At 70.7% G+C, this 12,443-nt stretch carries 11 protein-coding genes; 6 read left to right on the forward strand and 5 right to left on the reverse strand.

All coding sequences use genetic code 11. The features are described from left to right. Positions 1–8 precede the first annotated feature (8 nt). Positions 9–1,781 (forward strand): sulfatase-like hydrolase/transferase, encoded by a 1,773-nt coding sequence (locus OHT76_RS35715; protein WP_328874993.1) that lies wholly within the window; start codon positions 9–11, stop codon positions 1,779–1,781. 140 nt (positions 1,782–1,921) lie between these two features. Beyond that, entirely contained in the window at positions 1,922–3,796 is a 1,875-nt protein-coding gene (locus tag OHT76_RS35720; protein ID WP_328874994.1) for a discoidin domain-containing protein, read from the forward strand. Between the two features lie 29 nt (positions 3,797–3,825). On the opposite strand, the gene OHT76_RS35725 is transcribed toward OHT76_RS35720, so the two are convergent. From OHT76_RS35725 to OHT76_RS35740, 4 genes are all read right to left on the reverse strand, one after another. After that, complete coding sequence (locus OHT76_RS35725) at positions 3,826–4,578, reverse strand: IclR family transcriptional regulator (RefSeq protein ID WP_328874995.1); 753 nt, start codon at positions 4,576–4,578, stop codon at positions 3,826–3,828. Continuing rightward, the gene (locus OHT76_RS35730) at positions 4,575–5,861 is read right to left on the reverse strand and encodes an alpha/beta hydrolase family protein (protein WP_328874996.1); all 1,287 of its coding nucleotides are present in this window, start codon (positions 5,859–5,861) and stop codon (positions 4,575–4,577) included. Before OHT76_RS35730 ends, OHT76_RS35725 begins: the two co-directional genes overlap by 4 nt. Continuing rightward, positions 5,858–7,195, reverse strand: a complete 1,338-nt coding sequence (locus OHT76_RS35735) for an MFS transporter (protein ID WP_328874997.1) — start codon at positions 7,193–7,195, stop codon at positions 5,858–5,860. The genes OHT76_RS35730 and OHT76_RS35735 overlap by 4 nt, the downstream gene beginning before the upstream one ends. 85 nt (positions 7,196–7,280) lie before the next feature. Continuing rightward, positions 7,281–7,745 carry a MarR family winged helix-turn-helix transcriptional regulator gene (locus OHT76_RS35740; protein WP_328874998.1) on the reverse strand — a complete coding sequence of 155 codons (465 nt, stop codon included), beginning with the start codon at positions 7,743–7,745 and terminating at the stop codon, positions 7,281–7,283. Between the two features lie 104 nt (positions 7,746–7,849). Between OHT76_RS35740 and OHT76_RS35745 the strand changes: the two genes are divergently transcribed. The 4 genes from OHT76_RS35745 to OHT76_RS35760 are packed head-to-tail and all read left to right on the forward strand — an operon-like array spanning position 7,850 to position 11,601. After that, the gene (locus OHT76_RS35745; protein ID WP_328874999.1) at positions 7,850–8,767 is read left to right on the forward strand and encodes an SDR family NAD(P)-dependent oxidoreductase; all 918 of its coding nucleotides are present in this window, start codon (positions 7,850–7,852) and stop codon (positions 8,765–8,767) included. After that, on the forward strand, positions 8,767–9,642 hold the full coding sequence (locus OHT76_RS35750; RefSeq protein ID WP_328875000.1) for an amidohydrolase family protein: 876 nt from the start codon (positions 8,767–8,769) through the stop codon (positions 9,640–9,642). The genes OHT76_RS35745 and OHT76_RS35750 overlap by 1 nt, the downstream gene beginning before the upstream one ends. A 10-nt stretch (positions 9,643–9,652) precedes the next feature. Next, on the forward strand, positions 9,653–11,137 hold the full coding sequence (menE, locus tag OHT76_RS35755; protein WP_328875001.1) for an o-succinylbenzoate--CoA ligase: 1,485 nt from the start codon (positions 9,653–9,655) through the stop codon (positions 11,135–11,137). 8 nt (positions 11,138–11,145) lie between these two features. Continuing rightward, complete coding sequence (locus OHT76_RS35760) at positions 11,146–11,601, forward strand: MaoC family dehydratase (RefSeq protein ID WP_328875002.1); 456 nt, start codon at positions 11,146–11,148, stop codon at positions 11,599–11,601. Here OHT76_RS35760 and OHT76_RS35765 read toward each other — a convergent pair. Beyond that, positions 11,592–12,422, reverse strand: a complete 831-nt coding sequence (locus tag OHT76_RS35765; protein ID WP_328875003.1) for a PaaX family transcriptional regulator — start codon at positions 12,420–12,422, stop codon at positions 11,592–11,594. The two genes, OHT76_RS35760 and OHT76_RS35765, sit on opposite strands and share 10 nt — an antisense overlap. Positions 12,423–12,443 lie beyond the last annotated feature (21 nt).

Consider the following 12,443-nt stretch of genomic DNA (forward strand, 5'->3'; position numbering starts at 1 on the left):
AGACATGTATGCCGAGCCGCCGCCGCTTCCTCACCGCGGCCGCCGCAGTGCCGGTCGCGGCCACGGCGGTCACCGCGTGCGAGGAAGGCGACAAGGCGCTGCCGCCGCCGGACGGCAAGCACGCCTCCGCGGTGCCGGCCGTGCAGTCCGGCTCGGACCGGCTCAACTTCGTGGTGATCCTCGCCGACGACCTCGGCTACGGCGAACTCGGCTCCTACGGCCAGAAACTCATCCGCACCCCCCGCCTGGACGCCCTGGCCGCCGAGGGCCTGCGCTTCACCGACGCCTACGCCGCCGCCCCCGTCTGCGCGCCCTCACGCTGCTCGGTGCTCACCGGACTGCACGCAGGGCACGCCACCGTGCGGGAGAACCCCTGGGGCCCGGGCGGCCAAGGGGCGCTCACGGACCGGGACTTCACCTTCGCCGAGGCGCTCCGCTCGCTCGGCTACCGCACCGGCGTCTTCGGCAAGTGGGGCTTCGGCCCCGAGCAGCCGGACCAGCCGAGCCACCCCAACTCCCGGGGTTTCGAGGAGTTCTACGGCTACATCGGCCACCGCCATGCCCACGATTACTTCCCCGAGTACCTGTGGCACAACGGCAACCGCCAGGAGATCCCCGCCAACCGCGGCGACGCCCGCGAGGTCTACGCCCCCGATCTGCTGAAGGAACGCGCGCTGGCCTTCCTCGACGCGCACCGGGCCGAGCCGTTCCTGCTGTACCTCACCCCGACCCTGCCGCACGCCCCCAGCCAGACACCGGACGACGGCGAGTACGGCGACCGTCCCTGGCCCGGCCCCGACCGACGGCACGCCGCGCAGATCACCACCTTCGACTCGCTGGTCGGCGACGTCGTCGACCGCCTTACCCGACTCGGTGTGGCGGGCCGCACGCTCGTCCTGATCACCAGCGACAACGGCCCGCACGAGGAGGGCCGCACCAACCCCGAACTCTTCGACGCGAACGGCCCGTTGCGCGGCTACAAGCGCAACCTCTACGAGGGCGGCATCCGCGTCCCGCTCATCGCCTGGTCCCCGAGGCACATCCCGGCCGGCACGACGGACCGCCCGACGCCCCTGACGGACCTCCTGCCCACCCTGGCCGACCTGGCGGGGGCCCCGGCTCCCACGGACGTGGACGGCCTCTCACTGGCCCCCTTGTTGCGAGGATCGGGCCACACCGCCCGTCACAACAGCCTGTACTTCTACCGCAACCACAGCGGAGTCACCCCGCGCTCCGACGCGGCCGACCGGGGCCGGGGCCGACGCCTGGCGGAGGCGCTGCGACGCGGCGACCTGAAGGCGGTGCGCTTCGCGCCGGGCCAGGACCGGGGCGTCCCCGACGACGAGTGGGACGTAGAGCTGTACGACCTGTCCCGGGACCCCGGCGAGGAGCACGACCTGGCGTCGGCGCGCCCGGCCCAGGCGGACGTCCTGGTGAAGCTGATGCGCGACTCCTGGTCGCCGACCTACGCCCGCAAGCCCTTCGGCTTGACGCTGGAAGTAACCGGCCAGGCACCGGAGTTCACCCTGACCGCCACCCTCGCCAACGGCTCCGCCCGCCCCTGGACCGCCCCGCGCCTCACCCTCGGCGCCCCCGGCGGCTGGGACATACACGCCCTGGACCCCCTCACGGCCCCACTCCTGCGGGCGGGCGACGAACTGACGGTCCGCTGGCGCATCACTCCGGCGCAGGTCACCTCGGACACGACCCTCGCGTGCCGGGCGACGGCACGGCACGCCGGGGAGGAAGTGTCGTACCTGGCCCGCACGATGCTGGGCTGAACGAGGCGCGGAAACGGTCGGCGATTCATCATGCGCAACACCTTGACGACCGCTTCCCTCGAGTTTTAAATCACAACCTAAATTAAGTCATGAGACTTTACGGAACCGGCACCCCACCCTCCCTGCTCAAGGAGAGCCGCATGCCCACCCGTACCTCACGCATCCTCGTGACCGCTCTCGCCGCGGCGGCCGTGCTCACGGCGGGCCCCGCCTTCGCCGCCCCCGCGCCCGAGCAACTCGCGGCCGCCGTCGCCTGGGACACCGACCGCGCGTCAGCCGCGTACGCGGCGAACCCGGCCGGCGTCACCGCCTCCGGCAGCGAGAACGCGGGCCTCGCCCCCGGCCTCGCCTTCGACGACAACGGCGCGACCCGCTGGTCCAGCGACTTCGCCGACAACGCGTGGATCCGCCTGGACCTCGGCCAGACGATCCGCATCGACCGCGTCACCCTCGACTGGGAAGCCGCCTACGGCAAGCGCTACGTCCTGGAGGTCTCCAGAAACGGCACGGACTGGACCCCCTTCTACACGGAGACCGACGGCACCGGAGGCTCGGTCACGGCGCACACCTACCCCCAGGAGGTCACCGGCCGCTACGTCCGAATGCGCGGCATGGAGCGCGCCACCCCGTGGGGCTACTCCCTCTACTCGTTCAAGGTGTACGGCGGCGAACCGGCCCCCGCCTCCACGAGCCGCACCAACCTGGCCCTGAACCACCCGGCCTACACGAACTTCTACCAACACGCGGGCAACTCCCCGGCGTTCATCACCGACGGAGGCCGGCCCGCCGACCTGAAGGCGGACCAGACCCGCTGGTCCAGCGACTGGAACGCGGACCGCTGGGTCTCCGTCGACCTCGGCGCACCCTCGACGATCGACACGGTCGACCTCTACTGGGAGGCCGCGTTCGCCGTCGACTACGAGCTCCAGGTCTCCGACGACAACCGCACCTGGCGCACGGTGTACCGCCCTTCGGCCGCCGAAGTGGCGTCCCGCCGGGCGAACGTGAAGTCCCCGGCGGAGGCGGTGGGCCTGCACGACTCGATCCGCCTCCCGCAGCCGGCCACCGGCCGCTACGTCCGCATGCTCGGCAAGGAACGCCGCTCCTTCTACAACCCCGCCCCGGCGACGGCCCAGTTCGGCTACTCGCTCTACGAGTTCGAGGTCTGGGGCACCGGCGGCAGCGCGGCGGCGGCCTACCCGGCGCTCCCGGCGGACCAGTCGGGCACGTACCGCACCACCTTCTTCGACGACTTCACCACCGCCGCCCTGGACCGCGCCAAGTGGCGCGTGGTTCGCACCGGCACGGAGATGGGCTCGGTCAACGGCGAGTCCCAGGCGTATGTCGACTCCCCGGACAACATCCGCCAGGAGAACGGCCATCTGATCCTGGAGGCCAAGCACTGCAAGGGCTGCACCCAGGCGGGCGGCGGCACCTACGACTTCACCTCGGGCCGCATCGACACCAACACCAAGTTCGACTTCACCTACGGCCGGGTCAGCGCACGCATGAGGCTCCCGGTGGGCGACGGCTTCTGGCCCGCGTTCTGGCTGCTCGGCAGCAATGTCGACGACCCGTCGGTGTCCTGGCCGGCCTCCGGCGAGACCGACATCATGGAGAACATCGGCTACGGCGACTGGACCAGCACCGCCCTGCACGGCCCCGGCTACTCCGCCGACGGCAACATCGGCGCCCGCCAGATCTACCCGAACGGCGGCCGTGCCGACCAGTGGCACACCTACGCGGTGGAGTGGACCCCGGTCGGCATGCGCTTCTACGTCGACGACCGTCTGGTTCAGGAGACCTCCCGCAACAAGCTGGAGTCGACCCGGGGCCAGTGGGTCTTCGACCACAACCAGTACGTGATCCTCAACCTCGCTCTGGGCGGCGCCTACCCGGCCGGCTGGAACAAGGTCACGACCCCGTACTGGGGTCTCCCGCAGTCCAGCGTGGACCGCATCGCGGCCGGGGGAGTGCGGGCGGAGGTGGATTGGGTGCGGGTGGAGCAGAAGTGACCCGCACCTGACGCGAGCGTCGGGGTGGCTCAGCGTTCCGCCGGGAGCCACCCCAACCCGCGTGAGATCCCCCGCGCCGCGATCCGTACCGCCGGGGCCAACACCGGTACCTGGGCGTTGATTTGAGGCACGACCACCGACACGGCGGCAACCACTGCCCCTCCGGGTCCGCGGATCGGGGCGGCCACCGACAGGGCGTCGGCGGTGACCTGACGGCTGCTCACCGCCACGCCGATGCGCCGCACTTCGGCGAGTTCGCGGCGCAGGCGGGCGGGGTCGGTGATGGTGTAGGGCGTGAAGGACTCCAGCGGGCCCGCGCAGTACTCCTCCTGGTGGGCCGGGTCGTCGTGGGCCAGCAGAGCAAGGCCCACCCCGGTCGCGTGCAGCGGCCAGCGGGCGCCGACCCTGATGTGGACGCCCACTGCCGAACGGCCCGAGAGCCACTCGATGTAGACGACCTCGGCGCCGTCCCGCACCGCCAACTGCACGTTCTCATGGGTTGCTTCGTACAGGTCCTCCAGATACGGCAGCGCGACCTGCCGGAGGGCGAGGCCGCGCGGTGCCAGTGCCGCGAGCTCCCACAGCCTGAGTCCCACGTGGTAGACGCCGGCGGAGTCCCGCTCCAGCGCGCCCCATTCGGTGAGGGCGCCCACCAGGCGGTGCGCGGTGGTCAGGCTCAGTCCGGCCCGCCGGCTGAGGTCCGTCAGGCTCAGGGCCGGGTGCTCGTGGTCGAACGCGGCGAGCACGGACAGCAGCCGGTCGGGCGCGGAGCGAGGGGTCATGGCCGGGCGTCTCCCGGGTGGGCGAGGTCGTAGGGGCGGGGGTAGGGGGCGGGTTCGTACGCGGTATAGCGGGGCTCGGCGGTCGGATCCTCTTGCTGCGCACGGGAGTTGAGAGAACCCGGTGACGCGTCCCAGCGGCCCGTGTCCAGCCGGGACTCCAGGGTCCGCAGCGCGCCCACCATCTCGCCCGGGGTGAACGTGCAGTGGCCCGGCGCGTCAACATAGGCCTGCGCCAGCAGAGTGCCGGATCCTGCCGCTGTGGCGGCCCTGCGGTAGGCGCTCTCCGACTGTACGGGGATCAGCGTGTCGCCGGTGGTGTGGATGTTCAACTGGGGGTCCGAGAGGCGGCCCTTGAAGACGCTGGTGTCGCGCATCCACCGTACGGCCGAGGCGTCGGCGGAGATGCGGGGTGCGCGGTTGAGGGTCTTGAGGTCGGCGCGCAGGGAGACCCCGGCCTCCTTGTACAGCCCGGCCACCTCCTTGTAGAGCGGCGAGCGGTGGAGCATCGCCGTGTAGTCGACGCCCGTGTTCCAGGACGGGTTGCCACCCGCCCGGCTCTCCGCCTCCTGGCGCCAGCTGAAGGCGGGGAGTTGGATGAGTCCCGGTACGGCGTCGCCGGGGACGTTGTGCAGGGCTGCCGCGAGGGCGATGCGGGCGCGGCCCTGCGGGGTCCCCTGGGCGGCCGTGACGTCCGCGGTGAGCGTCTGCGCGGCGCCCTGTGCCTGCGCCTGGTCCGCGAATCCGGTGAGCCGGACGTCCGAGCCGAGCAGCGTGTTCAGCGCGAACACCGGGTCCAGGGTGCTGTTCCAGTTCGCCACTCCGCCCTGCACCAGACCGCACATGGACAGGGAGCCGTCGAAGCGGGCGGCGTGCCGTTCGGCGAGGGTCGTCGTGACCAGACCGCCGTAGGACGTGCCCCAGGCGAGGGTGCGGTCGGCCTTGCCGAACTTCTCCGTGAAGACGTCGAGCGTGGCGAGTTGGTCGGGTGCGGCGTCGGTCACGGCCCAGCCGGTGGTGGCGTAGGAGGAGCCGATGAGGGCGTATCCCTGGTCCAGGAGCTTGTCCCGGGTGGCTGAATCGGGCGCGTTCTGGGGCGGGTTGGGCCAGCCTGCGGCCCGGTAGCCGTGGCTGTACAGCAGGACCGTGCCGTTCCAGTCCGCGGGTGTGTCCATCAAGTAGGTGGCGCCCGAGGGGAGTTGACCCTCCAGGTGGGTGTCCGAGGCGGGCAGTGCGGCGGCTGTCGTGAGGGTGACGGCCAGCGCGACGGCGACGAGGGTTCTCAACGGGGTGTCCCTTCCGGGGCGGGCGTCGCGGCATGGGCCGGGGTGGGATTCAGTGTGTCGGTGTGTGTCTCGCGGAGTCGCCACACCGTCAGCGCGGTGATCGCCGCGCCGCCGCACAGCAACAGGGAGACGGGCGTGCTGCCGCCGCCGTTCGAGGCGAGCAGGCTGCTGGCGATCAGCGGGGAGAAGCCCGCGCCGAGCAGGGTGGCCGCCTGGTAGCCGAGGGAGGCGCCGGTGTAGCGGACCCGGGTGCCGAACATCTCGGTGAGCAGGGCGCCGAGCGGGCCGTACATCGTGGACTGGGCGACGCCGTGGCCGAGGGCCAGGGCGAGGATCAGCAGTCCTGGGGAGCCGGAGTTGACCAGGGTCAGGACCGGGAAGGCGAGCGCGGCGGAGGCGATCGCGCCGGTCAGGACCACGGGACGGCGGCCGATCCGGTCGGACAGGGCGGAGGCGGTGGGCAGCACCAGCAGGGCGACACCGGAGGCGACGGTCACGGCGGTGAGCACCTGCGAGCGGCTGTAGCCCTCGTCCACGGCGTACGTGATCATGAAGCTGGTCAGCAGTGACTGCGCGGTGAACGCGCCGATGCCGACGCAGGCCGCCAGCATCACCGGCTTGGGGCGCCGCAGCACCTCCAGCACGGGTGGCTTCTCGCTGGGCGCGGGCTTGGTGAACAGTGGGCTCTCGGCGACCCTGAGGCGGACGAACATACCGACGCCGAGCAGCACGACGCTCAGCAGGAACGGCACACGCCAGCCCCAGGAGCGGAAGTCGTCGTCGGGCAGCGTGGCGACCAGGGTGACGACTCCGGCCGAGAGCAAGGAGCCCAGCGGCGCGCCGAGTTGGGTGAAACTGGACCACAGTCCGCGCCGCCCGCTCTGGGTGTGCTCGGCGTGCTCGACGACCATGAGGGTGGCGCCGCCCCACTCACCGCCGATCGCGATGCCTTGCACGACCCGGAGCAGGACCAGCAGTACGGGCGCCCAGACGCCGATCGCGTCGTAGGTGGGGAGCAGACCTATCAGGAAACTGCCGCTGCCCATCAGGAGCATGGTCAGCAGCATCATCGACTTACGGCCGACCCGGTCGCCGAAGTGGCCGAAGAGGATGCCGCCGAGGGGCCGGGCCAGATAACCGGCGGCGAAGGTGCCGAAGGCGGCGATCGTGCCGACCGCGGGGTCGGCGTCGGGGAAGAACAGGTCGCCGAAGACAAGCGCGGCGACCGTGCCGTAGACGAGGAAGTCGTAGAACTCGACGGCGGTGCCGAGCAGGCCGGACAGGGCGACTCTGCGCAACTGCCGGGATTCTGGGGTGATGTGGGATGGCTGCACGGTGGGCTCCCTGGGGGACGGTGCCGATGCCTCCGTGAAGTTAGGCAGTTGCCGTGCAGCCGTCAATCATTTGCACAACATCAGTTCAGAGTCCGTCCTGCGCGATCCGCAGCAGCAGGGCGTGCAGGGTCTTGCGCTCGCCGGCGTCGAGCGGCTCCAGGAGTTCGTTGGTCACCTTCAGGCCCGCCTCGTCGGTATCGCGCAGAAAGGCGCGGCCGGCTTCGGCCAGTACGACGATCCGGCTGCGGCGGTCGTCGGGGGAGGGGCGGCGCTCGGCGAAGCCCGCCTTCTCCAGGTCGTCGACCAGGCCGACGATCGCGCTCGGGTCGTAGCCGAGGCGGGCGCTCAGCTCGCGCTGGAGGGCGCCTTCGCAGGTGGCGAGGTAGCGCAGCACCGCGTAGTGGCGCAGCCGCAGTCCGGACTCCTGGAGGCAGGAGTTGAACAGCTGCCCGGAGCGCAGGCCCAGCCGGTACAGCAGGTAGCCGGTGTCCGCGTGCAGCTCGCGCATCCAGGGCTCGTCCGCGTCGATCGGCGTCGTTTTCGTGTTCATGGCCCCAGTCTTTCGCAGCTTGCGGTCCGCGACAACTATTGACGTCACCAATTATTGCTCTTAGCTTCGATCTCCGTCACGTCAGCTCGTGAAGGGACTCAGCTGTGACCGGCATCGATCTCACCGGCAAGGCCGCCGTCGTCACCGGCAGTGGCCGGGGCCTCGGCCTCGCCTACGCGCACGCCCTGGCCGCCCATGGCGCCTCGGTGGTCGTCAACGACCTCGACGAGGCCCTCGCCGAACAGGCCGCGAAGTCGATCACCGAGGCGGGCGGCACGGCCGTCGCCGAGGCCGTCGCGGTCGGCACCACGGAAGCCGCCGAGCGGCTCGTGAACCGCGCGGTCGAGGCCTTCGGGCGGCTCGACATCCTGGTCACCAACGCCGGCATCCTGCGCGACAAGGTGCTGTGGAAGATGACCGACGACGACTTCGACGCCGTGGTCACGACCCACCTCAGGGGCACCTTCACCTGCGCCCGCGCCGCCGCCGTCCGGATGCGCGAGCAGGGCGAGGGCGGCAGCCTGATCCTGGTCGGCTCCCCGGCCGGGCAGCGCGGCAACTTCGGGCAGACCAACTACGCGGCGGCCAAGGCGGGCATCGCCGCCATGGCCCGCACCTGGTCGATGGAGCTGGCCCGCGCGAACATCACCGTCAACGCGATCGTGCCGGTCGCCGCGACCGCGATGACCGAGACGATCCCGGCCTTCGCGCCGTACATCGACGCTCTACGGGCCGGTGAGCCGCTCCCCGACTTCCTCCGCAAGGGCGAGGGCTTCGGCACCCCCGAGGACTGCGCGGCCCTCGTCCCCTTCCTCGCCTCCGCGGCGGCCCGCTCGGTGACCGGTCAGTGCATCGGCATCGGCGGCGACAAGGTGGCACTCTGGTCGCATCCGCAGGAGATCAGCACGGCCTACGCCGACGGCGGCTGGACCCCCGACACCCTGGCCGACGCCTGGCACACCTCGGCCGGCGCCGAACTCCAGACGGTCGGCATTCCGGCGCCGAAGCTCCCGGAGGCGTGATGGACCTGGACAAGCTGGTCGCCATCGACGTCCACACCCACGCGGAGGTCTCCTCCCAGGGCCACTCCTCCCTCGCCGACGATCTGCACGCCGCCTCCTCCGCCTACTTCAAGGTCGAGGGCAAGCGGAAGCCGACGCTCGAGGAGACCGCCGCCCATTACCGGGAGCGGAACATGGCCGCCGTGATCTTCACGGTGGACGCCGAGTCCGCGACCGGCACGGCACCGGTCCCGAACGAGGAGGTGGCGGAGGCCGCGGCGGCCAACTCCGATGTCCTCATCCCCTTCGCCTCCATCGACCCCTTCCGCGGCAAGGCGGGAATCAGGCAGGCCCGCCGTCTCGTCGAGGAGTACGGGGTGAAGGGGTTCAAGTTCCACCCCAGCATCCAGGGCTTCTTCCCGAACGACCGCTCGGTGGCGTACGGCCTCTACGAGGTGATCGAGGAGACGGGCACGATCGCCCTGTTCCACACGGGGCAGACGGGGATCGGCGCCGGAGTGCCGGGCGGCGGCGGTATCCGGCTGAAGTACTCGAATCCTCTGCATGTGGATGACGTCTCCGCCGACTTCCCGCACCTGAAGATCATCCTGGCGCACCCGTCGTTCCCCTGGCAGGACGAGGCCCTCGCCGTCGCCACCCACAAGCCGGGCGTGCACATCGATCTGTCCGGCTGGTCGCCGAAGTACTTCCCGCCGCAGCTCGTGCGGTACGCCAACACCCTGCTGAAGGACAAGGTCCTCTTCGGCTCGGACTTCCCCGTCCTCACCCCCGACCGCTGGCTCGCCGACTTCGCGAAGCTGGAGATCAAGGACGAGGTCCGGCCGAAGATCCTCAAGGAGAACGCCGCCCGTCTGCTCGGGCTGACCAAACCGTAAGGGGTGCCCGATGCGCAACGAGGGAACCGGGTCATGGCCCGCACGCCGGGCCCGCAAGACCCCGCACCGCACCGCCCTGATCCACGGCGACACAAGCTTCACGTACGCCGCCCTGTACGACCGCACCACCCGCCTCGCCCACGCCCTGCGCGCCCGCGGCATCAGACGCGGCGACCGGATCGCCTACCTCGGCCCCAACCACCCCTCCTACCTGGAGACCCTGTTCGCCGCGGGCACGCTCGGCGCGGTCTTCGTCCCGCTCAACACCCGCCTGGCCGGACCCGAGATCGCCTACCAGCTCGCCGACTCCGGCGCGAAGGCACTGATCCACGGCCCGTCGCACCTCGTGGCCGGCACGGACATCCGGCTGTACGTCGAAGTAGGCGCCGCATACGAGGAGTTGCTGGCGTCGGCCGACGCCGACCCCATCGACGAACCGGTCGGCCCGGACGACACCTGCATCATCATGTACACCTCGGGCACCACCGGCCGCCCCAAGGGCGCCATGCTCAGCCACGGCAACCTCACCTGGAACGCGGTCAACGTCCTCGTCGACACCGACCTCGTCACCGAGGAACGCGCCCTCGTCTCCGCCCCGTTGTTCCACACGGCGGGCCTGAACATGCTGACGCTGCCGGTGCTGCTCAAGGGCGGCACCTGCGTGCTGGTCGAGTCCTTCGACCCCGGCGCCACCTTCGACCTGGTCGAACGGCACCGGATCAGCTTCATGTTCGGGGTGCCCACGATGTTCGACCAGCTGGCCCGGCATCCGCGCTGGGCGGACGCAGACCTCTCCTCCCTGCGGATCCTGACCTGCGGCGGCTCCCCCGTGCCCACCCCGCTGATCGCCGCCTACCAGGAGCGCGGCCTGACCTTCCTCCAGGGCTACGGCATGACCGAGACCGCGCCCGGCGCGCTCTTCCTGGACGCCGAACACGCGGTGAGCAAGGCGGGGTCGGCGGGCGTGCCGCACTTCTTCAGCGATGTGCGGGTGGTGCGCCCCGATCTGACTCCGGCCGAGGTCGGCGAGACCGGGGAGGTGGTCGTGCGCGGGCCGCACGTCATGTCCGGCTACTGGGGACTGCCCGAGGAGACGGCCGCCTCCTTCGCGGACGGCTGGTTCCGCAGCGGGGACGCGGCCCGCATCGACGACGACGGCTATGTCTTCATCGTCGACCGCATCAAGGACATGATCATCTCCGGTGGGGAGAACATCTACCCCGCCGAGATCGAGGACCTGCTCCTCGCCCACCCGGACATCGTCGAGTGCGCGGTCATCGGCGTGCCCGACGACAAGTGGGGCGAGGTCCCGCGCGCGATCGTGGTGGCCCGCGAGGGCGCCGCGCTCGACCCCGACGACATCCTCGCCTCCCTCTCCGGCCGCCTCGCCAAGTACAAGATCCCCAAGTCGGTGGTGCTCGCGGACGAACTCCCGCGCACCGCCTCCGGAAAGCTCCTCAAGTCCCGTGTCCGCCATCGGTACGGCAACAACTAAGGAACCCCATGAGCATCACCGTGAACGGCCTCGACGAACTGAAGAAGCTGGCCGGCAGCGACCTCGGCACCAGCGAGTGGATCGAGGTCACCCAGGAGCGCATCGACACCTTCGCCGACGCGACCGGGGACCACCAGTGGATCCACGTGGATCCCGAGCGAGCGAAGGACGGCCCGTTCGGCGCGCCCATCGCCCACGGCTACCTCACCCTCTCCCTCTTCATCCCCCTCTTCACCGAGCTGCTCGACGTCCAGGGCGTCACCACGAAGGTCAACTACGGCCTGAACAAGGTGCGTTTCCCTTCGCCGGTGAAGGTCGGGTCGAGGATTCGGCTCGTCGGAAAGCTGGCTGATGTCGAGGAGGTGCCGGGCGGTGTGCAGATCACCGTCGACGGCGCGATCGAGATCGAGGGCGGGGCGAAGCCGGCGGCCGTGTTGCAGAGTCTGTCGCGGTTCTACGCCTGATCCTCGCGCACCGGCACCAGGTCCAGCAGACGTTCCGCGGCCTCCTGAGCGAGCGGCGTGAGCCGTTCATGGACGGCCCGGAACGTCTTCTCGGCCCGGTCCGCCGGCCAGTCCTCCGGCAGATGGCGGACCGGCAGCCGGGGGTCACGGCGGATCAGGCGCAGCCACTCCGCCTGCAAGAGCAGGCGCAGCGTGAGCGCGTCGTCGGCGTCGGGGGCTTCGGTCTCCCAGGGCTGCCAGCGCTGGACGAACGCCTCGTAACGGGCTGCCAGTTCGGACAGCTCCCAGGTCTCCTCGATCATCGCGCCGATGTCGGTGCCGGTGTCCGCGTGGGCGCGGAAGACCTTCACATGGGCGGACAGGCCGAGTTCGGCGACCAGTTCCGTCACATCGATCTGCCCCGGCGCGATCCACAGGCCGTTGAACAGCGGTCCGAAACCGCTCCAGGTCAGCTGGGAGCGCAGATCGTGGCGCTGGCGCTGCCAGGACTCGGGGAGCGAGAAGCCGAGCAGGGTCCAGGTCCCGTCCCACTGCCGGTTGACCGCGCCGGTGTGCCAGATCCTGCGCTCGCCGTCGCGCAGCACGGCCGTCGAGCGGTCCGTAAGACCGAAATACATCCGCCGGCCCTCGCGCTGGCGCCGCAGCAGACCGCGGTTGACCATCCGGGTCAGCGTCGAGCGCGTCGCCTGCTCGCCGATGCCCGCGCGGGCGAAGACATCGATGACGCTGCCCGAGTACACGCAGACGTCCCGGCCGAGCACCTGCTCGCCCAGGAACGTCAGCATGAGGGACTGGGGCCGCAGCGACTCTTCCGTGGTCACGCGGCCCACCGTAACCCGAGG

Source organism: Streptomyces sp. NBC_00287 (genome assembly GCF_036173105.1).
Lineage (GTDB): Bacteria > Actinomycetota > Actinomycetes > Streptomycetales > Streptomycetaceae > Streptomyces.